This is a genomic window from Cuniculiplasma divulgatum, assembly GCF_900083515.1.
Lineage (GTDB): Archaea > Thermoplasmatota > Thermoplasmata > Thermoplasmatales > Thermoplasmataceae > Cuniculiplasma > Cuniculiplasma divulgatum.
This window is the reverse complement of sequence record NZ_LT671858.1, coordinates 77597-100343: the sequence shown is the minus strand read 5'-3', so window position 1 is coordinate 100343 and position 22747 is coordinate 77597. Positions and strand designations below refer to the sequence as shown.

Genomic DNA, 22747 nt, shown 5'->3' with positions numbered 1-22747 from the left:
TCGGTGAAACAGTAAGGGCCGTTAAACCTGAATGTATAATTCAGGAGATAATGTTAAATGTTTATTTTTACAATGAATATAATAAATTAAGTGAGGGATATTAATTATGCAACTTACTAAATCATCAGGAAATTCTTCTATAGCGCCAGAAAGGTTTTCGACTATTTTCTTCCAATCTTTTTATCAAGTTCAAGGTATGATTTTGATGCAAGTGTGGATTTACGATATTTTACCACTGGATAACCTGCCATCGGGGGAATCTATTATAGTTACATTCCCTGGTATGACCATTTTAAGAAGGTTCTCTTGGTAATGCTTCCTCAATTCATTTAAGACCTCATTTCAGGGCTTTGTTAGTGAGTTGAAAATTGCCAGTATTATGCCTAACACTTTTAAACCTCTTAATAATCTGGAGTTTACGAGTTTTATAACTCTCATGAAGTGTGTAAAAGGATACGCTGAGATGAATTGTGCCAATCATGAATAAAGACATAATCTAATGCAACGAGAGAGTTGAGCATAAATGTTCTAAGTCCGACTGGTGTATATATAAGAGCAAAATTAAAATGGACCGGTCGGTATTTGATTAAAGTTTTAAGGGAACACCAATTTCTTCAAGCAATCCATGGAGATTCCTCGCCCTCAAATCAGTCGGTATCCCATAATAATTACAATTTGAAAATCGGCGAAAACTTTACATACTGATTTGATATGTGGGAAATGAAGTGGGAATGGGACAAGAGACTGTGATAGATGAAAAGGGTAGAATAGTGATCTCGAAAAATGTCAGAAACTCTCTCGGACTCAAGAATGGAATGAGAGTAAAAATGTACATTGAATCCAATCGTCTAATAATTGAAAAATCTGTATCCCCGGATGAATTTCGCGTAAAGATGAGAGGATTTATCAAAAAAGGTTCTGAGATACCGTTAAGCGATCCTCTTGAGCTTAAACACATCTGGAAGTGAGATTCCATTGGTCCTATCATATGTAGATGCTAATTACTGGATTTACTGGTTCGATGAAAGACTCCCAGAGCATGATTCAGTTGACGATGTAATGCAAAGAACTATTCAGGGTGATGTAGTGGTCAGCACTGTTACCTTAATGGAAGTAGCACACTACTTTAGGATGATCCCACCGGATATTTTGAACGAGAAAATGAGAATCATAGCTGACCTCACAACTCTTAGTCTAGTTGATTTCACCGCTACTATCATGCAATCGTCAATTAATCTTCTGTCAACTTATGGTTCCATGGGGCTTGGCTCGAGGGACTGTGTAATTCTTGCCACAATGAAGTCAGTAGGATCCAACACCCTCATCACTCATGACCAGTCTTTCAAGAACGTCAAGGATATAAAAGTAATTGATGAAATTAGATGATGAATAGAAAATGTTTCCTGACCAAGATGACTTAATATGGACCGGTCGGGATTTGATTAAAGTTTTAAGTGAATACTGTTGAAGGTTCTTGGGACAAGAAGGGAGTTGCTGTTCTCGCATTATACCTGGGATTGATACTTATGCCTGATTGGAAGCTTAGTAAATAGAAGAGAAAAAGTATATTACGGCACTCACAGGGCTGTTTCTATACCAAGCTTCCTGGCTGCTGCATTAAGTCCCCTGTCAGCCGAGCAGAACACAGTCGTCCCCGATTCAATACAGGTTTCTAGTTGAATTGCATCTACAATGTATATGCGTTGTTCAAGAACTGTCTCGACAGCTTTCCTTATTATCTGGCTACTAACAGGATATATTTCAACCGAGGAGGATCTTTCAAGTATGGCCAACTCACTTAGCATTGCCTGGAGACGTTTTCTAGCGTCAATACCCGTTTTCCTGGAGTATTTATCAAAAACAACAGCTGCCTCGCCAAGGTTGATCTCAGACAGGCAAATAACTGTCTCCCCTCGATGGGCTTGATGGAAGTAGCTGTCAGCTAGGGCACTGTTTTCCTCCTTAACGTACCTCTTGATTAGTATACTGGTATCAAGATAGACGTGAGATACGTTCATTTCGCATTTCCCTTACTTCTTTTTCCGATTCCACTCTACCAGTGAGATCAGGCCTGTTCTTCTCTACATCTTCCCCGCTCATGTATCCGCAATCGAGATTAAGCTCCTTGCACAGATCGCTTAGAAACTCAGCTGTGGAAAGGGAACGAAGTGATTTTTCTATGTAGTCGCTGAGGGTCCTTCCCTTTTTCAATAGTGCCAACTTTGCGTTTTCCACCACTGGTTTTTCTACCGATACAGTTATCTTGGTTTTAACCATCTAACCGTATATATGGTAAACCGTATTAAGTATTTCCACTCATTTGGTTCTTAGCCGAGAACATATTCAACAGCAATAAACAGGTCTGACATACTCTCACAGCTGAAGATTGTGAGGTTCGCACTTTTGCTTCGGTTTCGTCTTCGTCCCTCACGGTCCAGTCTGTTTTGCTGGACCCATTACCGAGTATTGAGGCCGCTCCAGTCCTGAACGTTGCCTCTTTAGGGATATCAGTGCTCCCTTTGCGCACATTCAGAACAAATCACACGTGCATCACGCCGAGGTACCTCAATCCTTCAGAAATAATTTTGACTACATAAATAGCATATTTTCCATCCGGGTCGGGATCCGGATTAAAGATAGTGACATCAGCACCAATAGTGCCCGGTGCCAAGAAGTTCACCAATTTAGCAAGATCCTCACCACCAATGACAAGAAGAGTGTTTCCACTCTCTAATATTCCTATGATTAGTTCTTTAATTTTCTTGGAATATTTTAGTGTTTCATACTCATTTCGTATTCTTCCAGATGAAATTTTATCAGGGTATTAGTCCGGGATTGTTGCTCCATCATCTATTCCCTCCTTTTAAATGAAGAATCTGTAGAACCCAGCTTCCCTCAGCGCTTCATGGAGCCTTCGCACATCCGGGTACACTAGAAACTTCGGGTGGACGCAACCCTAAGTTGGTAAGTACAGACAACAATACTATCTTCCTCATGGTCAAAGAACCTATTTATCTGATTTGGTATGTGTCTGCTAATACTTGATATATTTAATCATCGGGACCAAATTTAAATATGGAAAGGTAGGGACTTGGTTGAAGTTTTAAGTGAATACTGATTTAAACAAGTATATATTATGAAAGACCATCTTCAATAATGCCCGAACAGCCCTCATTTGATAGTTTAACAAACCAATTTATTGGGAGATATTTTCAGGATTATGATTATAAATATTCCGTAAATAAACCCCTTTAGATCAAGCTTTTTATAGCGAAGTACTTACAATTATTAAGGAAGTTTATCCATATATTGTGGGCTTTTCATTAGAAAGAATATATGATTTTGCGAAAAAGAAGCTGCATGAAAGAAAGGAGAAGGAGGCCAGAGTGAACCTGCTGGTCGGCGAAAAAAAATATGGCCACTATTGCAAAAGTTTTATGCGCGCTCATTTTTATTATCATCTCATTATCGTTTCGATGATCTTCCTGTACTCCTCCTCAGATATCTCTCCCTTTGCAAGCCTCTCTTTGGCGATTTCCTCAGCTCTGGATATGCTCTCTGTATGGACATAATTGACTGGACCTCTAATGGCGTCAAGTATGAAATATACAAATATCAGAACCAGTATCACTGATATTATCCCAATTATTGGCATTATTATGCCCATACCATAGAAGCCACCCATCATTCCATATGGTCCGTATCCTCCATTGTAGTACCGGCCTCCGAACAAGATGGAAGTGATGATCGCCACTGCTGCAACCACTGCAACGAGCCCTATAAGGACCCATATCAGATTTTCAATTCTCTTTTCCATAATGCAATGTATCCTGAAAGAACACTTAACTGTTGTCTGAAACAGGTTTCATGAAACTATTTGAAATTGGTTTCAACTAGGATTATTTCATTCGTGACGCCCTTTCTCATCCTGACGACGACTCCCTTGCTTTCCAGAGAAGTAATGACCCTGGAAATGGACGCCTTTGAGGCATTGATCGTCTTTGCGATATCACTCTGAAGGATTCTATTTCCATGGTTCTTGAGCATGTCTATAATCTCCAGCTCTAAATCTGTGAAATACTCTGGATTTAACTTTGGTGCAGAGGGCCTTTCAGCACTTGCATGACTTTTATTGTTTATTGAAAAAACGATGGTTCTGCGGTCCGTATGTTCTGATTGAAACGAACCATAAAGGCCCATCAGACCCCTTATTGATAGCGCCGATATTGCAAAGTTGACTATTACAACTGAGACAAAAATGTATAGGAATTCGCTGGAGACTTTTCCCTCAAGGTAAATAATCATTACAAAAAACGTCACGGATATGACTATGATCAGAAGCGACAGAAGAAGGGATATACCATAGAATATAGCTATTCTTAGGATTTTCTGTCTCTCCGATGGATCAAAGCCATTATTCATGCTGTTTTTCATCCTTTATAGATAATAGATCATTATTATAATATCAATTCTGCTTGTAATTTAAAAAAAATAAACGAAACAACGTATATGATTAGATCCCTCTGATAATCCTATCAAGGTTAAGATGCCTCACATTGTAGAAAATTTTTCTCATTCTACGATATTCATCCAAATGTAAAAATTTTATTGACGCTAAATTGGACCGGTCGATATTTGATTTAAGTTTTAAGTGGACACTAATTTAAAACACTTAATTTCAGTTGCTGTTTTGTTGTTTATTAAAGCATTAACTATCATACCAGATAAACGGACTTCAGACCGGATGAAAGAGTAACCTTGTGAAGTCTTTCATCTCCAGTATAAAACTCGTTACATTTAACTTCAAGGGCACTTGTGATCTGTAGAGCAGCAGCATAGATATGATACTTAATTACAAAATCCCAGCTACCCTCTATTATCCTTTCTGATAGTGGGATTATCCTAACCATGCCTATCTTTCTAAGCCTTGTAGTCTCATCTGAGAATCTGCCCATAACCACATTTAGCTGTTCTTTTGTTATTCTCTTTTGTCTATGTGCCTTGTCAAATATCCCAATTACTTCCCCAATATTCCATATATTAAATGAAAGCAGAACATTTCCAAAATATGCTTCATGATATTGTGCACGAATAATTTACGATCCGTTTTCATACACATATCTTTTTATTATGGCACTACTGTCAAGATATATGACTTTCTCTGTCATCCCTCATGCTCCTTATAAGATCAGATATTTTGCTTTTGGGTTTAATGGGTTCAAAATCTAAATCAAATGTGCCCTGAATTGAATATTTCATTAAAGATTTGTCAAGATTTGAATTCAGTTCATTTTCTATAGCATCTTTTAGTATGGAGCTTACGTCTTTACCCCGTTCTAAGGCAAGATTCTTGAGTTCCATCCAAATCTTTTTATCTATAGATATACTCGTTTTCACGTTCATGTTAATAAAAAATGGTATTTTGGTATATGATTATTTACCTGCAAGCCGTCACTTCGAGCATTGAATGTAGGCTCAGTGTAACAGCAATTAGAATGCAAGAAATTCCTCCTGAAAATTTGACGCAAGAATTCATCGTTATTTTTGATTAAGGAATTAGGAAAATTCAGAGTGGACCGGCGGGGATTTAATTAAAGTTTTAAGTGAATACTTCACCACCAACTAAATGGAGGCGACCTTTTTATTAGATAACTTTAGAGTACCCATTTATTCTTGACTTGATTTCAACAATGGTCACAGTTTCTTTGGACTCAATAACCAGATCTAATAGTAATTCCCTTTCCCCAATGGCTATTGGATATGACCATTCCATTTTTGCTTCGTGCGAGACCCTAAGTTTATCAGGTAAAACTGAGAAGTTATTTCAAGGTTCTCTTTCATATCGTATCTGTATTTAGTGATACCTTATTGAATTATCAGTGATAAGAACTCTAAGAAAAGATAAGGGATTTATTTTCTTTTATACTGAGTTTTGAGGATACTCCTCTCCTATGATTTCCTTGATTTCCTTTAAATTCTCTATTTATAGATTCAAAGTATCCTTGTTATTTGAGTGTAGCATTTGACCATTTATGTGCATAAACCTGTTATAAATATTATTGTGCCTCCTCACCTACTCCTATTCAATCTAACTAAATGATTTTCTCTTAAGTGGATAACAAAAAGTTAGCTCTTTTCAAAATTCAAATTGATTATGTATATCTGTGTATACCCCTTTTTTTGAATTTTTTAAGCTCTACATCAACTTTCTAAAAGTTTAAGTGATTATTCGATCGGATGTTGTCATTTACTGTTAGAATTTGCGCAAACTGCTTTGATTGAAATGCCTTATAATTTTCAGGTTTAACCTGCATTCAACTGAAATAGTTTTTACAACAAATTCAGAGTGAAGAGAGATAATGTGAAATGGAACGAATGAAAGCAACCGATTTAGGTCCGTTTTTATCTATAGACATTGATTTAAAACCGATACTTTATAAAAATGGCTTAACCTGTTTATCGCCGTATTAGTTGAACTTCCTTCTAATAAAGAAAATATAACGCCAGAATGTTTTATATATCCACATTGGCTGTAACAGTATGAGAAAGGTTATCCTTGATACAATAATTTCTCTGGACGGTTATTATACAAGTCTGAATAATGAAATTGACTGGTTTGGTTTCAGCAAGGAGGAAATTGAATGGTCTAAGGAGATTCTCAGAAGGGTAGATACAATGCTTTATGGCCGTGTAACATATCAGGAGTTCAGCGAGTTCTGGCCAAATGCTTCTCCGACTCCAGAAGGTTTTGACGCAGAAATCATAGGAAAGTTGAATGACCTTAAGAAGGTGGTGTTTTCAAGCAGCATCAAAGATGTTCCATGGGGTCCTGCAGTTTTAATACGTGAGAATCCTGTTGAGGCAGTATCCAGATTCAAAAAGGAGAAGGGCAAGGATATGGTGATCGTTGGGAGTGGGACTCTTGTGTCTTCTCTTGTTGCAAAGGAGATGATAGATGAATACCGCATTCGTATTAGACCCATAATTCTGGGTTCAGGGAAGACGCTTTTCAACGACAAAAATAAAAGGCACAAACTCAAACTTATTTCTACCAGTAAGTTTTCGAATGGAGTGGTGGCCCTGCACTATGAGCCAGAAATTCAAATGTGATCATGACATAATTTACTGAACAGCGTGCTTTGATTTTTAGTCTAAATTTCAACAGAATTATTCATATCAAACTTAACTTAGTTGGAAATTCTTTCCTTTATGAGCGCATGGAGAATTTTTATGATAATTGATAATATAAGTGAACACTAGGGTTTTGCCATATAATTTTCTGGTCAATACCCTCTTCACCACATTGAAAACTATTCTGGTTATATGAATATCCAAAAGATTTAATCTATGATAGTGTAGACTTTGTATTTTATAGTGACTAAGCGAATTTGAATTTTTGTTTTACATATTTCTTTATGGCACAACCAGAATAAAAAACCTTATATTTTAATAATCGGTATCTACGTTTATGAAAGGCAGAAACCACTTGAAGGTAATATCTATTCTAGCAGTGGTGATAGTTATTGCATCTTCAACACTGGTGGTACTGTCTCAACCAGTAACGGTGAATAAACCGTTCCCTGAAGAGGGGAAATTGAGTGTTACAGAAAATAAAACATTTGGTTATTATGGTATGATGTTTGCATTTCGGTCGCTAAATTACACACATATATCTGGTATAGTAAAGTCTAATTCTACCAGTTACCTAACATTTCTCATGACTCCTGGACAGTTGTTTGGATGGTTGAACGAATCTAACAGGTCTATATGGGGGAACAAAGCTATTCAGGGAGTGTTTAACGGAACAGTTCCAGTAGGAATCTTAACCATAACAACTAATTTAACTCCAGTTAGTTATATAAATAACCAAAAAGGTTCAGGGAATTTGCCTTTGTCGTGGAACCTCATCCCAGGAAAGAGTTACATTCTATTGTTTGTAAGTGCCCGTGAAACTAATGAAGTGCTGTCTATTGATACAGATCTTGGCTTGAGCTACACATATAGTATAATTTGAATCGAGGAATTTAAATAATCTGGCTTTTATATGATATTATTGGCATGATTAAAGTGGTATTTTAAGGCATAAATCATGTATTACAATTATGAGGTACGGGTAGGATGTTCTATCATAAAAGTACAATTAAAAACCTCTAAGTACCGAGTCGAATAATAGTAGTGTCATAATTTTGGTAAATATATTTCTCAAGTATATTTAGAACTCTTTTTCCAGATTTATTCTTCATCCCTATGCCACAGCTAACTCCACAGTAATCAAAAAGTATACGGCTTTTTTTTCAAAGTTTGAAGCTTGCTGATCTAGTTCAGACATTATTACCGGTCCCGAATGTGTCACTATAGAGTGTGATCAGAGATACTGCAACAAGTGGCATTTATATTAGTGCAAATAAAGAAGTCTCAAAAACCTATTTAGGCAGATTGAAACGTCCAGTTTCCTATTTCTAATGACATTACTTTCAACTTTTCCTGACACCTCTTCATCACTTGCCTGAATGGTTTATAATTTTAAATCCTCCTCTCTTTTATTACACTCATTAATCTAATTGATTAGCTGGAAGAAGAGTTCCTCCAGGGTCTTTTTTTCCTCCTCACAAGATAGCATGGCATTTCCAAGTGCCACAGCCTCTTTTGCAAGCATTTCCCTGATATCTTTTTCTCCTGCCACAACTACTCTAACCATATTCTTTCCTTCAATTTCATTAACAGAAGCGACTCCTTCCAGAGACCTCAAACTACTTAGAAGTCTAGTATCCACCTTTGAAAATTCTACCCTGTATGAAGTTGCTCCTTCTTTCTTGCGCAACATTTCTGTCGGGCCTTCTGCTACAGTTAGACCCCTGTTTATTACTGTTACACTACCACAGAGATTCTCGACATCCTGTAGCTGGTGAGATGATAGCACAATGGTCTTACCTTCATTTTCTATCTCCTTGAAAAGTTTTAGAATTGCAGTCTTGCTCACGGGATCGAGACCAGAAGTAGGTTCATCAAGTATCAATATATCTGGATTTCCATTCATTGAGAAGGCAATCCCCAGCCTGGAAGTCATTCCTTTGCTGAAGGTTCCGACTTTCCTATTCTTCACTTCTATGAGCCCAACCTTTTCAAGTAGAACTTCTGCCTGGGATTTTAGGGCGCTCTTTTCTACACCCCTTATTCTGCCATAGGTAAGCATAACTTCCAGTGCTGTGAGATAGGGAGGAAATGCCAGAATTTCTGGCATAAAGCCTATTCTGGCCTTAAGTTTCCAGTTACCAGGTTTATATTCCTCTCCGAACATTCTCATGGAGCCGGAATCATATGAGATCAGACCCATGATGCATTTCATCGTCGTTGTTTTTCCAGCTCCGTTTTGTCCAAGAAATCCGTGTATTCCTCCACTGTGGATGTTCATGTTAATGCCAAAAATACCATATCCTCCCCTGTACACTTTTTTGATGCTATCTAGTTGGAGAATTATGTTGTTGTTCATGTTTAAACTACCTCCTTCCTTCTAAAGAAATAGAAACCTGCAGAAAGAACCAGTCCAATTTCTACAAGAACTGATATGATGCTTGATGAAAAGAAGCTAAATGCACTTATTGACTCAGTTTTTGTGACTCCAAAAGATGAGGCTGCAAAAGGAAGGTTTCCGTTGGGATTCAGCAGATACTGTCCAATGACTGAGGGGAACATGCTTTCGTTGATCATTGGCACAGCATTCATCCACGGAGTGTAACTGTTCGAGTAGAAAACAACTGTGAAATACACTATTATAAGGAGAACAAGCAATCCCAGTAACGACCCAAACACAACGCTTGAATTCTTGATCACCGAACTAAGCAGCAAGGCTATTGCAGAAAATCCAAAAAAAGTGACTACTACTGACAGGAAAATATATGGTACAAGGTTCAGATAGGATGCAGGGCTGTCAACAACATATGATGATACAAGGCTTACTGTAATTACAACCAGAGAGAATATACAGCAAAGAAATACCTTTTCGAAAACCTTGCCAATATAGATCTCAGCTTTAGAAACTGGTTGAGACAGGAGGGGCACTATCCACCCTTTGTCAAATTCTTGTGAAATTGAATCGGTAGCAAGAGTACCTCCCACAACCAGTGGAAGAACGCCAATAACAACTTCTGTGAATAAGTGCTGCCCAATCACATTCATCCACCAGTTATTCCCCAGGGCTAATCTTTCAGCAGGAGTAAGCAAAAGCATTGGCTGAAGAATACCATAACCGATAGTTGCCAGCAAAATAACAAATAACATCACTATGGTACGGTACTTTCTGATGTCCCAAGTAAATTCATAACGTGCCACCGCGAACAGACGCGATATCGTGTTGTTCATGTAAATTGTAATTCTATTAATGATATTTTATTGTTTTGTTATTTTTAAATGTGCTTTATAACTCACGCATATAGTGAAATACAGGAAGGGTTGTTGCCCTTTAAAACACTAAAACTTATCACAACTCCAAGGAATAAGGGAAAATAGGAAATCGGACTGGATCAGCTTTCTTCAATAAACGAGTTCTATTATAGTTAGAATTGATAGACAGGGATTTTGTTCGAGTTTTAAGTGAATACTTAGTTATTAAGGACTAAACCCGTTTTTAAGGATGATTTGAAAGACATAAATTTAAACCTAAAGGTAGGCTTATTTGTAGAAAGAGTTATATTGAATTACGTCTATCAATTTTATCTTCGGGTGAACTATATGCAGGAATCAACCATCTGGACCTCTATTGAAAGAAATGATAGGAAACTGGATTCGTTGTTTGATTCTCTAGAGAATGCATATTCGTTTAAGCGGGTCATTCTTTTGAATGAAGAGGAGGAATATCAATATGCAATACACGAATTTAGAAATAATCCGTTTAAAAACATTAGATATGTCTCTGGTCAGATTGTAAAGTTTAAAAGAGAAAGAGAAGTAGACTCTTTTAATATAGATAATGATAGTATAACACAGGAGCAAACAAACAATCCACCAATCATAGGATACTCAAATTTCGTTGTTTTCAATAAAAATATCTGGATCGAGCAAAAGGGTAGAATACTAGGACAAAGACAAGTTCTGAACGCAATTTTAAAATTTTGTGAGGAAAAAATCAAAATAGAAAAATTAGACATAGATTTTGTCACAGATAGTAAGGCGATGGATCAATTTATTGAAACTCAAGAAAAAATAATACTAATAAGGTTTTCAAATATAATTCTCAATCCTGACAATCCAGATCGAAATATTCAAAGATTTGAAGAAATCATAAAAGATTCTAACAGTAAAAATACTGAGTTTTCAAACAGTTCAGGAGAGGGTATAAATAAGGAATCTAGCATTGTAAAAGGAGGACTAAAACTTGCCGAAATGCAAAAACTTAATGTTAAAATAGAAGGAGAAATTGGGGGGGAGAAACAAGAGTTTAATTCTTCAAAAGGAAGGAACAAGCAGAAGGAGAAGGTAAAATACGAGAAAGGAAAACGTGATGAGAGTGTAATGTCAAAACTAATTCAAAAAATTAAGGAATTGATTTAATTATTTTTCTCTGCTTCTTCCCAACTCTTCATTAGTTTCTCACTTTTTCTGGCAGCAGTTATTGCTATTTTTCTTAAAGCTTTAGTTATAAGGACGAAAGTACCAAGAAACCCATATATTATTGCAAATAATGCTAACGCTTGAATTGTAACATTATAATATACCATCTCTATAAAACCAAATAATGGGATAGATAGGAAGATCCAATACGAGGACCAGGAGGTTTGAAATAATAGATATTGATAGTTTCTAGAAGCTATTAAGGCAGATAGATAATTTTCGTCTTGGATTGAGTAAATTATTGCATATGTTGCTAAAATTAGGCCCAGAAGTGCAACATCCAAGCCAATTACGAATATTACTTCTGTTGTGCTCATTGGATGAAGTTTATGGAACAAAGTTAATATCGAAACTATTAAGAGTGAGATGTAAAAATCCAAAGATCCTCTAGAGAAAAAAATACCCCTAATGCCTCCGTTTAGGTGAAATAGGTAGGTGATTGAATAATATCTTAGGTTGTTATTTCGCATAATTTCATCTCATAAAATAAGTATATGAGAGTAGTATTAAAATAATACTTAACAGTTCTTAGTTTGGATTAACCAAAAAATATAGTGGATTGGATCCTTATCGTGCGGTCGAGAGTCCCATTAATACCCACCCCTAAATTGCACTCCGCAGGAGAGAATAATGTGCCCGAAGCGAACCGGAAGTCTTGCGAAGCAAGACCGAGTGGTGTAAGCGTTAGCGGTGGGTGGTGCGGAACACCACACATAAACCATAAATGGCCAGCACAGGACCTCAACTTGAGTGAACATAGCGAATGAAAGCTTTTCCAAGATGAGTGCGAGGCATAAATCGAGAGAGGGTTAGGGATGAATTTTGATTGGGAACTAAGCATGGAGTATTATGTTCGACTTGCAGGCGAGCTAAATGCAAATGGTAATTGGCGAAGGCTCAAAGAGAGGATTGCTAAAAGTCGGATGGAGAATTTGAGCCAAATCATACTAAAAGATATTAAAATCTGAAAGAATATAGAGTTATATTATGACCACAGCAAAACAGTCAAGGCTTGTAAGCATACCGAAGTCAGATTTGGATAGTCTTTATGCCACCATCGAGGCTCTTGAAAATGAGTATGTAATGGATCAGCTTGAAAGGAGCGAGAAAGATATACAAAATGGGAAAGTAAGGAACGTTAGAGAGTTTATGAAAGAACTCTAGTAATATTTCTTTGCTTCATCTTTGTGAAGGGTTGCTCTGAGCGTTACTTTCTTCTGCTCTTCATTTATTTCATTTCAGATCTATAGAAGCATCAGAATTTAGAAATGAATTATTTACTGTAGCTAGCTTGCCGTTAAAATAATTAAAGGATTCATTATTATGGATTATTTTGAATTTTAGTGTGTAAGAAATTGAGAATTTTTTCTATTCTACTAACTGTTTCTGGTTGCCAATTAAATCTTCTTTTCAATATTAGACACTCTTGAATAGCCAAGTTGAACTGAGACTTTTTAAATTCTATAGAATCGGAAGCTGCAATCTGTTGAAAAGAAAGAGCTTCAGAAGATTGAAATAAGTCTTCTAAAGACTTGTTCTCCCATTTTTGATCGATATCTTTTAAAGTAAAAATTACAGATGATACGAACTTTCCAAACTTTTTTAAATACCTATGCTTTTGTTCATTCCCTTCTTTGTCTCCATCAAGTAGTATAATAAACTTCTTCCCCCAACCCATATACATACTAATCAGAGCATCCATAGTGGATGCGCCAAAAGCGGGCATAAGGTTGATTTTTACCTCGTTATTAAGAATTACCTCGTTAAAATATTTTAGCGTATAGAAATCATTCTTTCCCTCTAGAAACACGCAGCTTGGGATCTTTTCTAATTCGCTTGGAACGTATTCTAATATATCTAGGACTGGCTGGAAATATGAAGTTTCTTTAGGGTTTTTAGAAACAAATGTTCTATAATGCTCAACGGTAACGTTAGTACTATTTGGGACATCATCTTCTGATGATTCTACATTAAATCCTCCGTTTTTGACAACATAAGTACTTTCGAGCCAGTTTGGGTTTATCATATAATGGCTGTGGGTAGTGTAAATTATGGTAACTTTATTTCCAAAATTTTCAAAATGTTTTAGTAGTTGATTTTGTGCTGAAGAATGCAGATTAGAAGCTGGTTCATCAAATAGGAAAATCAAACCTTTTTTTGAATCTGGCCTATAAGGTCGAAACTGCGTAAAAAGTAGGAAGGTAAAAAACCATCTGAATCCAAGAGACCGGTCCTTTACATTGTATACTCCGTCTGAAGATTCGATATAGAATTCAAGATATGCCCCCTTTATGCTGTCCTCTCCACTTTCGATCTTGATTCTAGATGCTTTGACTTCCTTTTTAAACATTTTATACCATGATTCAAATATTACGTTAGTGACCTTATCTTCCATTAACTGAATTATTCTTCTTAGGTTGCTCTTGTCGTTTTCGTTGTCACTCTTTATTCTGTTAATAAGATGTTCTTCTATTGTAACGTTAATATCTAAAGAATACAAGATGTCCTGAATAAGCTTCTTATAAAACTCCTCTTTTTCATCAGTTGATAAAATATCAATAGAAAGATATATTCTTGAAGGAAAGTCAAAAAGGAAATTAGGGAAGTATACAATGTCAGGTATACGTTTGTTACAGATCTTATCCAATTCTATCCATGTTTTTTTGTCCTTTTCATAGAGATTGACTCCAGTACCTTTAGGGTCATTTCTCTCACTGACCTTGAATCCAGGGCTCCAAGTTCTATTTATGTCCTTGAACTTTGAATTCTCAAAGTTATAAAACCTTCTGTAAATAGTGTTGGTAACGTCCTTTATTTCGGAATATTTTTTGTTTATATTCAAGTATTTGTTTAGCTCTTCAATGTCTTCCGATTCAAATTCTAACTCTGCACCGATTGTTATTGCTTTTCCAAAGTTAGCTCTTTCACTTAATGGTAAAAAAGCATTAGGGTCATTATCTATAGTTTTTTCAGGTTTTTCAATTGGTCCTCGTTCTAGATTTGGGTCAAAGTTACTTATCGCCTCCAAAATAGTAGTCTTACCACTTTCGTTTAAACCAACTAATGTATATACATTTGAAGAGGGGGATTGGTTCAGTTCAAAAGTCAATTTCCTTATGCCTTTAAAGTTTTCAAAATTAAAGCGTACAAATTTCATAATCTGATGCCTAAATATATAATATAATATCATTTATAATTTTATGCCATAAATAGATTACCACGTTCCAGTTTTTAATCTTAATCTAATTGTAACAAAACAAATTATGAACGCTCTTTTCAGGTAATAAGGAATACAAAATTTTTACATGACATTTACGTTTACGATCAGATCAGAAATACTGAACATAGATTTGAGACGTGAACTCTGGTATGCGATTATTTCATGATCAAAAACAAAGCCTACCTCCAATCTGAATGGTGAAAAACTCTATTATATTAACTTATATATAATAATAAATTTTTACCTATCAATCCAGGAATGAATAGAGCGAATGAAGTCATTTCGAAGGAGAACAAAAGAATGACTGAGTTAGGGATGCGAGCAAGTTCTTGAAGGAACTCTATAATACTTTATAGCACCATTTTTGTGTGCAATAGCTCCTGCGTTACCCTATTCTCTAAAATGACCTATTCTCAGTTATCACAATCCATGCAAGTTGCCTCTTATGGGGCTTGAAGAATTGACACTCTTGTTCTATTCTCTCACTAATGTGCTCAAGCCGGTCCTTTTTAACAATATTCCTTCTGGAGAGTTCCTTTGCAAAAGATTAGGCAAGTTCCACTTTTTAGTTCATTTATCCCACCATATGCCGCCTTATTATGTCCTTAATATCAGAGGGTCTGAACGATACATCAGATTCCCATGGTCCAAATCGTCCGTCAGAGTTGACTGCATCGATCCACTCCTTTAGAGCTGTTCTTTTTGTTCTGTTCTTTTCATCGTCTATCCCTTTTACTTCTAGCACCAACATCTTCCCGTTGCTTAACTTAATAAGGAAGTCTGGATAATAACTGTGAACCACCCCTTTGTAAAGGTAACTTATGACAAACCCCAAGTGATCATTCTTGACCCAACTCAAAATTGCGCCATTATTTTCCAACTCATACGACTCTGATGCTTCCCATGCGCTGTCGTAAACAACATGGCTGATGTGGGACTTATTAGTCAGCTCACACGGCTTGCTTGTGTACCAGGTGATCATTTTTCCAGTGGACTTTATGGGCATTTCCTTGTCAAAAATAGGTACCAGTTTCTCGGTATTTTCTGCACGTATTGCGCTGAAGAGATGCTGAACTATCTTGTTCATGTTTAATAGGATTAGAAGCCTCTTTTTTAGATTCTCCCTGTATGATTCACTCTGAATAACAAGCTTATCTGAATCCAAAAATGCCTCGACTATTCTTATCAACTGTGCTATTAAATATTCCTTGCTACCTGGCCACGATGGTTGCATCTGATCAAAAACATCTCTTGCGGCCTCAAATATCAATCTCTGCTTTCTCAAACTCGTGATCAATTTTTCAACCTGATTGTTTGACAGGTCGATTACTTTCAGTTCCTTTGTAACATCAGGTTTACCCTCGATTATCTGCGCCAATTCGGCTTTCAGTGGTGTGTCTTCAGGGTTGAGCTGTAGTTCTTGAACTTTATCAAGATCGATCTTTAACCTTGGAGTGTATGTGTGATTGATTCTCAGGACGTTTGGCCAGGTCAGTTCAAATTTCTTCTTATCATCGTCAACATGGACTCTTGTCTTAGGTGTAGGAGGGGGCGGAGGGATACCACCCTCCGGACCAACACCCTCTCCTTCGTGTGGGAGGAATGTGAACGGCACACCAAACACATTAACGTATTCTGGCTCGAAAAGACCAGTCTCTTTATTCACATCATAGGATGTTCGTCTCAAGCCTCTTCCCACTACCTGTTCACAAAGTAGCTGACTTGTGAAGGCCCTCAGTCCCATGATGTGTGTTACAGTCTTTGCATCCCAGCCTTCTGAAAGCATTCCGACTGAGATAACATGTTGAATTTTTTCTCCTGGATGCCCTTTTTGCCCTACCGTGTCTACTTTTTCACGCAGTTCTTCCGCCATTGTTTTCTTCGAAGCACCACCCTTGACATTAAGCCCAGATTCAGCCTCGTTAAGCACTTTTGTATCTATTTGAAGAGTAGCATCGGGATTTTGCAGTTCCTTGATCATGATCTTTCCTTTATCTAGTGAAAACTTGACTCTGGCAGCAGTTTCGGTCCTGTTACATACTGATATCATCACAGGAGGAGTTTCAGCACTATTCTCCCACAGTTTAAGCGTCTCAAGCCAGTCAAGGCCCAAGAAGTAGTATGCTTTTGTTACGAGGTCTGGTAAAGGAACTTCTTTCCCTTCTGCTTGATTTAAATTTGACTTCACTTTCGGATCAACATATATATGGTAGAATTTTGATTTCATTGTCTTGGCGTTTGGTGTTCCATCATCTCTGACAACAACCCTAGGGGTCTTTACAAGGCCGGATTCTATTGCCTCGTTTAGACCAAAATCGCTTACAATCCACCCAAATAGTGAGTCTTCGTCTGCTGTCTTTCCAGAAGGGAGGAAGGGAGTAGCTGTGAAATCAAAGCATCGCATGATATTTCTAACATTATTGATTTTGTCAAGGCCACCTATCCATACAGTGCTCTCATTGGCACTGTCCTTCATGTCTCTCTGCCTTACGTATTTTCCAAGAGCTTCTGGATTAAATCTCCAGGCGTGATGCGCCTCGTCATTTATCACAATAATATTTTTTGCATCTTTCAGTTCGCCAAGCACTTCTCTTGCATAAGATTCATCACTTTTCACACCACGCTTGTCGACACTTTTTTTCCTCTTAACCTGGTCTTCCGTTTCCCATTCGAGAAGGTGCCAGTTGATAATTTTGACATGTCCACCGCGGAGCTTGTCATACATTCCAGAAGGAATCAGATCAAATTCTATGTAGTAGTTGCTTCCCTCTGAGGCCGTTGGACTGAGGACTTGGAGTCTATTTCTTACCGTAAGCCCAGGCGACACAACAAGGATATCCTTGGAGAATCGTGTGTCTTGTCTGTAAGTCATCTTATTGATGATCTGCCAAGCTATGAGCATTGCCATGACAACTGTTTTCCCTGTCCCTGTGGCCATTTTAGAACATAACCGCTCTATGTTACCACCATCACCCTCTAACTTTATTCCTTGTTTCTCCGTGGGCGGAGCCTCTATGAACCATATAAGTGTTTCAATTGCTTCAAGTTGGCAGAAGAAGAGTTTTCTGTCTCTGTCCGGTTTCTTCCAATAGTCCAGCAACTCCTTTGTTACCTTTGTAATACCTTGATATCCTGAATCTCTCCACTTATCGACTCGTTCCCTGATTTTGTTAACTTCAGGCAGCTCTACAAAGAATCCGGGATCATCAAACTTTTCTGATTGTTCTGAAGCTTTTGTATATCCTGCAGGACGTCTTCCTTCAACCAGCTCAAATTTTCGCTCATTGCGATCATATTTGAGGTGCTTGTCTGGCTTCTCATAAGGGCTGTTAATTATTAGGTGCTGTACCTTATCGTAAGTCATTAATCCACCTTTAAAACTCTCAAAGATTCAATGCCACGATCATCAATGATCTTTATCGCAATTTGCTTGTTTCTGCCGGCTTTGAATGGTAAAGACTGGTTGCCAGAATAGCTAGAAATTAGATCTTCATCAACATATGCCCGAAGTGCTTTAGTGAGCTTACTCCAACCACCGTTCTCGCCCTCAAGAGGGAAGAATACCTGTCTGGGATAAAGACTCCTGCCGTTATAGTCAGTATCCAATTCCCACATAGCAATATTTGATGGATTTCCAGACTTTATTTCGCCAGTCCGAGTATCGTAGTAATCAAAGCCATTCACTGTTACAATGTATTTTTCTTCTTTTCTTGTCAATTCGATATCCGGCTGTCCAATGAGCCAGAAAGACGATTCCTCATTCGCCTTCTTTTGCTTAAGATCTTCTGTCAAGAGATCTGTATTCATCTGGCATTTTATAACGGAAACTTCAGGCCATTTTAGTTCATCAATATCCTTTGCCGCCTCAGGATCAAACTGGAATGAAGCAAATATAACGAGCTTGGGCTTGGGAACTAATTGCTGTGCTTCTTCGATAGCCAATTCAACCTGTCTTTGTTCTAATGGAGCATAAGTGGGCCCAAAAGAAATTACTGCTCTCTGCCCGTCTTCTGTCTCCCCTTCAGCTTGTAACCACTTCGTCCCCTGTAATATTCCAATTCTTACGAATTTGATGTTTTCTTTTCCCTTGACACTCCTTATTCCAGTTCTGCTCAATTCATCAATCCAATCACTCTGTCTTATAGTTTCTCCAGTTCTGGGAATTGTGTTATCTGGGTCTTGGGCACTAGAATTTTCTTCAACTTCTTCCAGATTTACTACACGCTGTGACGGCACTGCTTCAACGGTAAAAGGACCAGTCACTCTTTTCTTTGTGCGGTCGATAATAGGTTTGTCATACAAAATTTCCTCTATATGAGGCTCTTCATTCGCGATAGAACTAAGTGTGATGTGTGGTACTTTTTCATAATTAAAACCGCTCGAAACACCTTCATCCTTATGTGCTAACTCGTAAAAATCAAATATGGATGTCATCAATCTTTGCTTTGATAAAGTTATTGAAACGCGAGAGGTGTCGCATGTAATCCATCTTCGACCGTACTGCTCTGCCACGTATGCCGTTGTGCCACTACCGCAAGTTATATCCAGAACAAGATCCCCTGGATCAGTTGTCATCAGAATGCAACGCTTAATAGGAACTGTGCTAGTTTGGACAGCGTAAACTTTCTCCTTAGAGAACGTTGAAATTACGGTCCCATTCCAAACAGTGTCATATTCAGTATACTCAAAATCTGTTTCAAACCGTTTAACATATTTACCATATATTCTATCTGATTTTCTTAGATTTTCTATTTGACTTTTTGTCCAATTATCTCTAAACTGAGCTGCCTTGAATCTCCTATTTTTACTGTCAATATTATTAAAAATGTTGGCCCGCTCTTCCTGTGTATATTTTCTAAACAGGTGTCTTACCTTTGGGTTATCAGTTTTTGAATACCAGATCAAGTAATCATGCAATCTTTGGATGGTCTTAGTATTCTGATTTGTAGCTGTTTGATACGTAATGATCGCGACGAAGTTCTGATTTCCGAATACCTCATCCATTATTTCTCTAACATGATGCAAATTCTCATCATTCATTTGGACAAATATACTGCCAGTTTCAGATAGCAGATCCTTTGCTAGAAGCAATCTGTCTCTTAAATAGGTCAAATAAGAGTGTATTCCAAGTTCCCAAGTGTCTCTAAACGCTTTTACGGTCTCTGGTTCCTGTGTCAGATCTTCAGCTTTTCCGTCCCTAACATCTCGCTTATTTACAAACGGCTGAAAATTAGAACCATACTTTATCCCATAAGGTGGATCTATGTAAATCATCTGAACCTTTCTAGCCATACCTTCTTTCTCAAGGAGAGAATTCATAACAATTAAAGAGTCTCCTGCAATCAATCTATTCGACCAGCCTTCAGAGTGTTTGTAGAATTCTATTGCTTCCCTAATAGGAAGATTGTTTTCTGGCTCCTCAAAATAGTAGAACAAGTTTCTTTGGGTATCTGGCTCCTTATTTCTGACTGCTTCAATTATTGTTAGAGGATCGATTCTTTCATGAACGTGTAAAGATACTGTGTCCACTTCAAAGCTTGTTCCTTCAGTTTTTCCAGCCCATTGCAACTCGGGATCCAAGTGTGGATCAAACATATACGTCTTCTTCCCGTTAATTGGATCAGTTCCCGCTGAAACCAGTCCTGTTTGTGGGATATTGAGTCTCTTTTCTCCTTCAAATGTGTATTGTGTCAGTTCATCTCTATTTTCTTTTTTCTCACTTTTTCTAGCCATTAAACTCCCTTAATAATTGAAATTAATAACCGTCTAGTCCATATAATTTTTTCCTATCTTTATAGATGAAGGAAAATGTTAGATTGACTGTTTAAAAAATTTATCTTCAGGGCTGGAAAAAAACAAAGATGTTATTATAAAAATATTCAACATTTTTTTTAAATCTTCCTTTTGAATAATAAATTAACAAAGTTTGCACAATTTATTACAGAAACAATTTTATACAGTCAGCACTTATAATATATATGATTAAATATTGTGCCAGATTCTCTTTAGAGCCCGTTGGGCAGGGGCTTTTCTACACTGGAAAAATTGGTAGCTTTAATATGGTCTATGATTGTGGTTCAATGAAAGCTCTAAATAAGATATCCAGTATTATAGGAGATTACAAAAGCAGATTGGGGAATTCTAAAATTGACATGTTAATTATATCTCACCTGCACCTGGATCATGTTAGTGGGATCGAAGAATTAATGAAAAATACTAAAGTCAGATATGTGTTCTTACCTTACCTGCTTCCAATTCAAAGACTTCTTTTGGCTTTAGGTGGGCATGCACATTTAACTGAATCATACTTAAATTTACTTATCGATCCGGTAAGTTACTTTTTGGAACTAGGGGCTGATAAAGTTGTTTTAATCAGTGGTAATAATAGTAAAAATGACGAAAGGTATGAAAGAAATAATGATGAATTTCCAGGTGGTGAGTTTGATCTGAGTTCCGAAGATTTAAATGATGAAGCAATTAAGCTTTCTGATAATGAAGATCTTAGAAAGATGATTAGAGATTATGATAATCAATTGTTTGAAGAGAATTTTGAGGGAAAAATTTTATTAAAAAACCATACTGGATTGGTTACTTTAAGAAAGAAATGGGTTTTCAGGTTTTTCTCCCCTCCAACAAAACAGAACTTATCGCAACTAGAAAAATGTGTTAAACAAATATTACCGAACACAGGAAATATAAATAATGTAATGCTAAAAAAAATACTTTTAAATAAAGGCCATTTAGATAAACTCGAAAAATGCTATAAAAATACTTTTAAAGAGCTAAACGATACTTCCTTAATAGTTTTCCATGGACCAACTAAAAAGCAAATTCATTCACTCTTATGCCCTGCAGATTCCACAAGAAATATGCCATCAAATTATTATTTTTACCATTGCAAAACAGAATTGGAATCCAATGTTAAATTTGGATGGGTATTAACCGGAGATGTAAACTTCAAAAAGGTATCGAGTGCATTTCTTAAACATTTTAGTGATTGTCTTGATCAAATGAACAATTTGCTTATTCCTCATCACGGATCAAAAGGAAATTGGAATCTAGATATAATGAAACACGTTGTGAGCCCTGGTCATTGGTTTGTATCATTTGGATTGGGCAATAATCATCATCATCCAAACGCTGATGTAATATCAGATATTGTTACTAGTGGTAATTCAGTCTCACTTTGCAATGATATTAATAGAATTGACCAATACGTTTTTCCGTGAAATAGATGTGACTTGCTCTAAGAAATGTTTCATTAAAAAGAAAAGTTAATTTGTATTGGATGTTTTAACTAGGAGAATGCGATCTTAATTCTGTCTTCCTAACCTCTCTCTTTCATTTATCAATAGATCGGACAATGTAGACCTGATACATTTAGATTCGTCTAGTTTGTTAAACAACTTTAAATTCACTATAGTAGGAAATTTGGTGTACGAGGAAATACATTGCAGAGGTTATTTCCAATTAACAATTTGGTGATTTGAGTATCTATATTCCATATTCAAAATACTGAAACCTCATAATTCCTATTCCATTGTCAGAGAAGTATACACGTTCTTAGACATACAGATATTTTTATTGTGTGGTATTGAGTTTAGCAGTTTGGCCAGCAATATCAGGATTAGAAATTGAGATATTAAGAATAATTATAAATTTGTTTGTACGGAAAGAGTGGGACAAAGAAAGTATGATTTACAGCCATTGGAAATATGCCAACAAAGAAATGGTACAAGTCTCTGTTCAACATTGTATCATTTAATTCTTTTTTGAACGTATGCATGCACATTCAAGGGAAACTAAACTTTAATGTCCATGAAGAATTGTTGGAGGAGGCACAAAGATGCAGAGTTAAAATCTCTAAATTTCTTGAATAAGCAAAGGACAATAAACTTAGGAATGATTTTGAGATTTTCT

19 protein-coding genes are annotated in these 22747 nt (G+C 36.8%); 7 read left to right on the top strand and 12 right to left on the bottom strand.

Features of this window, described 5'->3' with window-relative positions; genetic code table 11:
* The first annotated feature begins 731 nt into the window (after positions 1-731).
* On the top strand, positions 732-968 hold the full coding sequence (locus CSP5_RS00480; RefSeq protein WP_148689428.1) for an AbrB/MazE/SpoVT family DNA-binding domain-containing protein: 237 nt from the start codon (positions 732-734) through the stop codon (positions 966-968).
* Positions 943-1386, top strand: a complete 444-nt coding sequence (locus tag CSP5_RS00475) for a type II toxin-antitoxin system VapC family toxin (RefSeq protein ID WP_172399364.1) — start codon at positions 943-945, stop codon at positions 1384-1386. The genes CSP5_RS00480 and CSP5_RS00475 overlap by 26 nt, the downstream gene beginning before the upstream one ends.
* Before the next feature lie 191 nt (positions 1387-1577).
* On the opposite strand, the gene CSP5_RS00470 is transcribed toward CSP5_RS00475, so the two are convergent.
* The 6 genes from CSP5_RS00470 to CSP5_RS00445 all read right to left on the bottom strand — a co-directional run bounded on the left by CSP5_RS00470 (position 1578) and on the right by CSP5_RS00445 (position 5403).
* The gene (locus tag CSP5_RS00470) at positions 1578-2018 is read right to left on the bottom strand and encodes a type II toxin-antitoxin system VapC family toxin (protein WP_021789419.1); all 441 of its coding nucleotides are present in this window, start codon (positions 2016-2018) and stop codon (positions 1578-1580) included.
* Positions 1993-2277: a DUF6364 family protein gene (locus CSP5_RS00465; protein WP_021789420.1), complete on the bottom strand. Its 285-nt coding sequence runs from the start codon at positions 2275-2277 to the stop codon at positions 1993-1995. Before CSP5_RS00465 ends, CSP5_RS00470 begins: the two co-directional genes overlap by 26 nt.
* A gap of 1180 nt (positions 2278-3457) precedes the next feature.
* On the bottom strand, positions 3458-3817 hold the full coding sequence (locus CSP5_RS00460) for an SHOCT domain-containing protein (RefSeq protein WP_021789421.1): 360 nt from the start codon (positions 3815-3817) through the stop codon (positions 3458-3460).
* 56 nt (positions 3818-3873) lie between these two features.
* Complete coding sequence (locus tag CSP5_RS00455) at positions 3874-4434, bottom strand: helix-turn-helix transcriptional regulator (protein WP_077075779.1); 561 nt, start codon at positions 4432-4434, stop codon at positions 3874-3876.
* 281 nt (positions 4435-4715) lie between these two features.
* Positions 4716-4955 carry a PIN domain-containing protein gene (locus CSP5_RS09850; RefSeq protein ID WP_197683163.1) on the bottom strand — a complete coding sequence of 80 codons (240 nt, stop codon included), beginning with the start codon at positions 4953-4955 and terminating at the stop codon, positions 4716-4718.
* A gap of 187 nt (positions 4956-5142) precedes the next feature.
* Entirely contained in the window at positions 5143-5403 is a 261-nt protein-coding gene (locus CSP5_RS00445) for a ribbon-helix-helix protein, CopG family (RefSeq protein ID WP_021789424.1), read from the bottom strand.
* 1137 nt (positions 5404-6540) lie between these two features.
* Between CSP5_RS00445 and CSP5_RS00440 the strand changes: the two genes are divergently transcribed.
* Entirely contained in the window at positions 6541-7110 is a 570-nt protein-coding gene (locus tag CSP5_RS00440) for a dihydrofolate reductase family protein (RefSeq protein ID WP_077075778.1), read from the top strand.
* 358 nt (positions 7111-7468) lie between these two features.
* Entirely contained in the window at positions 7469-8014 is a 546-nt protein-coding gene (locus CSP5_RS00435) for a hypothetical protein (protein WP_145983889.1), read from the top strand.
* 543 nt (positions 8015-8557) lie between these two features.
* On the opposite strand, the gene CSP5_RS00430 is transcribed toward CSP5_RS00435, so the two are convergent.
* Positions 8558-9490 carry an ABC transporter ATP-binding protein gene (locus CSP5_RS00430; RefSeq protein ID WP_021789427.1) on the bottom strand — a complete coding sequence of 311 codons (933 nt, stop codon included), beginning with the start codon at positions 9488-9490 and terminating at the stop codon, positions 8558-8560.
* A 2-nt stretch (positions 9491-9492) separates the two neighbouring features.
* Positions 9493-10329, bottom strand: coding sequence for an ABC transporter permease (locus CSP5_RS00425; RefSeq protein WP_077075776.1), 837 nt, complete (start codon positions 10327-10329; stop codon positions 9493-9495).
* Positions 10330-10728: 399 nt separating this feature from the next.
* On the opposite strand from CSP5_RS00425, the gene CSP5_RS00420 reads away from it, so the two are divergent.
* Complete coding sequence (locus CSP5_RS00420) at positions 10729-11547, top strand: hypothetical protein (protein WP_021789429.1); 819 nt, start codon at positions 10729-10731, stop codon at positions 11545-11547.
* On the opposite strand, the gene CSP5_RS00415 is transcribed toward CSP5_RS00420, so the two are convergent.
* A complete protein-coding gene (locus tag CSP5_RS00415; protein ID WP_145983887.1) occupies positions 11544-11924 on the bottom strand; it encodes a hypothetical protein in 381 nt (126 codons plus the stop codon). The two genes, CSP5_RS00420 and CSP5_RS00415, sit on opposite strands and share 4 nt — an antisense overlap.
* Positions 11925-12594: 670 nt before the next feature.
* Here CSP5_RS00415 and CSP5_RS09635 point away from each other — a divergent pair.
* Entirely contained in the window at positions 12595-12771 is a 177-nt protein-coding gene (locus CSP5_RS09635; protein WP_171970399.1) for a hypothetical protein, read from the top strand.
* 157 nt (positions 12772-12928) lie between these two features.
* Here CSP5_RS09635 and CSP5_RS00410 read toward each other — a convergent pair whose 3' ends face one another.
* The 3 genes from CSP5_RS00410 to CSP5_RS00400 all read right to left on the bottom strand — a co-directional run bounded on the left by CSP5_RS00410 (position 12929) and on the right by CSP5_RS00400 (position 20560).
* Complete coding sequence (locus CSP5_RS00410; RefSeq protein ID WP_171970398.1) at positions 12929-14764, bottom strand: ATP-dependent nuclease; 1836 nt, start codon at positions 14762-14764, stop codon at positions 12929-12931.
* Positions 14765-15401: 637 nt separating this feature from the next.
* Positions 15402-18191, bottom strand: coding sequence for a BPTD_3080 family restriction endonuclease (locus CSP5_RS00405; RefSeq protein ID WP_148689426.1), 2790 nt, complete (start codon positions 18189-18191; stop codon positions 15402-15404).
* Positions 18191-20560 carry a site-specific DNA-methyltransferase gene (locus CSP5_RS00400; protein WP_148689425.1) on the bottom strand — a complete coding sequence of 790 codons (2370 nt, stop codon included), beginning with the start codon at positions 20558-20560 and terminating at the stop codon, positions 18191-18193. Before CSP5_RS00400 ends, CSP5_RS00405 begins: the two co-directional genes overlap by 1 nt.
* A 245-nt stretch (positions 20561-20805) precedes the next feature.
* On the opposite strand from CSP5_RS00400, the gene CSP5_RS00395 reads away from it, so the two are divergent.
* Positions 20806-22056, top strand: a complete 1251-nt coding sequence (locus CSP5_RS00395; RefSeq protein ID WP_148689424.1) for an MBL fold metallo-hydrolase — start codon at positions 20806-20808, stop codon at positions 22054-22056.
* Positions 22057-22747: the final 691 nt, after the last annotated feature.

Excerpts from the sequence above, each read along its gene's own strand:
- CSP5_RS00455 (WP_077075779.1), bottom strand. The coding sequence starts at position 4,434 with ATGAAAAACAGCATGAATAATGGCTTTGATCCATCGGAGAGACAGAAA.
- CSP5_RS09850 (WP_197683163.1), bottom strand. The coding sequence starts at position 4,955 with ATGGGCAGATTCTCAGATGAGACTACAAGGCTTAGAAAGATAGGCATG.
- CSP5_RS00430 (WP_021789427.1), bottom strand. The coding sequence starts at position 9,490 with ATGAACAACAACATAATTCTCCAACTAGATAGCATCAAAAAAGTGTAC.
- CSP5_RS00410 (WP_171970398.1), bottom strand. The coding sequence starts at position 14,764 with ATGAAATTTGTACGCTTTAATTTTGAAAACTTTAAAGGCATAAGGAAA.
- CSP5_RS00435 (WP_145983889.1), top strand. The coding sequence starts at position 7,469 with ATGAAAGGCAGAAACCACTTGAAGGTAATATCTATTCTAGCAGTGGTG.
- CSP5_RS00395 (WP_148689424.1), top strand. The coding sequence starts at position 20,806 with ATGATTAAATATTGTGCCAGATTCTCTTTAGAGCCCGTTGGGCAGGGG.
- CSP5_RS00420 (WP_021789429.1), top strand. The coding sequence starts at position 10,729 with ATGCAGGAATCAACCATCTGGACCTCTATTGAAAGAAATGATAGGAAA.
- CSP5_RS09635 (WP_171970399.1), top strand. The coding sequence starts at position 12,595 with ATGACCACAGCAAAACAGTCAAGGCTTGTAAGCATACCGAAGTCAGAT.
- CSP5_RS00470 (WP_021789419.1), bottom strand. The coding sequence starts at position 2,018 with ATGAACGTATCTCACGTCTATCTTGATACCAGTATACTAATCAAGAGG.
- CSP5_RS00465 (WP_021789420.1), bottom strand. The coding sequence starts at position 2,277 with ATGGTTAAAACCAAGATAACTGTATCGGTAGAAAAACCAGTGGTGGAA.
- CSP5_RS00400 (WP_148689425.1), bottom strand. The coding sequence starts at position 20,560 with ATGGCTAGAAAAAGTGAGAAAAAAGAAAATAGAGATGAACTGACACAA.
- CSP5_RS00480 (WP_148689428.1), top strand. The coding sequence starts at position 732 with ATGGGACAAGAGACTGTGATAGATGAAAAGGGTAGAATAGTGATCTCG.
- CSP5_RS00405 (WP_148689426.1), bottom strand. The coding sequence starts at position 18,191 with ATGACTTACGATAAGGTACAGCACCTAATAATTAACAGCCCTTATGAG.
- CSP5_RS00445 (WP_021789424.1), bottom strand. The coding sequence starts at position 5,403 with ATGAACGTGAAAACGAGTATATCTATAGATAAAAAGATTTGGATGGAA.
- CSP5_RS00415 (WP_145983887.1), bottom strand. The coding sequence starts at position 11,924 with ATGAGCACAACAGAAGTAATATTCGTAATTGGCTTGGATGTTGCACTT.
- CSP5_RS00460 (WP_021789421.1), bottom strand. The coding sequence starts at position 3,817 with ATGGAAAAGAGAATTGAAAATCTGATATGGGTCCTTATAGGGCTCGTT.
- CSP5_RS00440 (WP_077075778.1), top strand. The coding sequence starts at position 6,541 with ATGAGAAAGGTTATCCTTGATACAATAATTTCTCTGGACGGTTATTAT.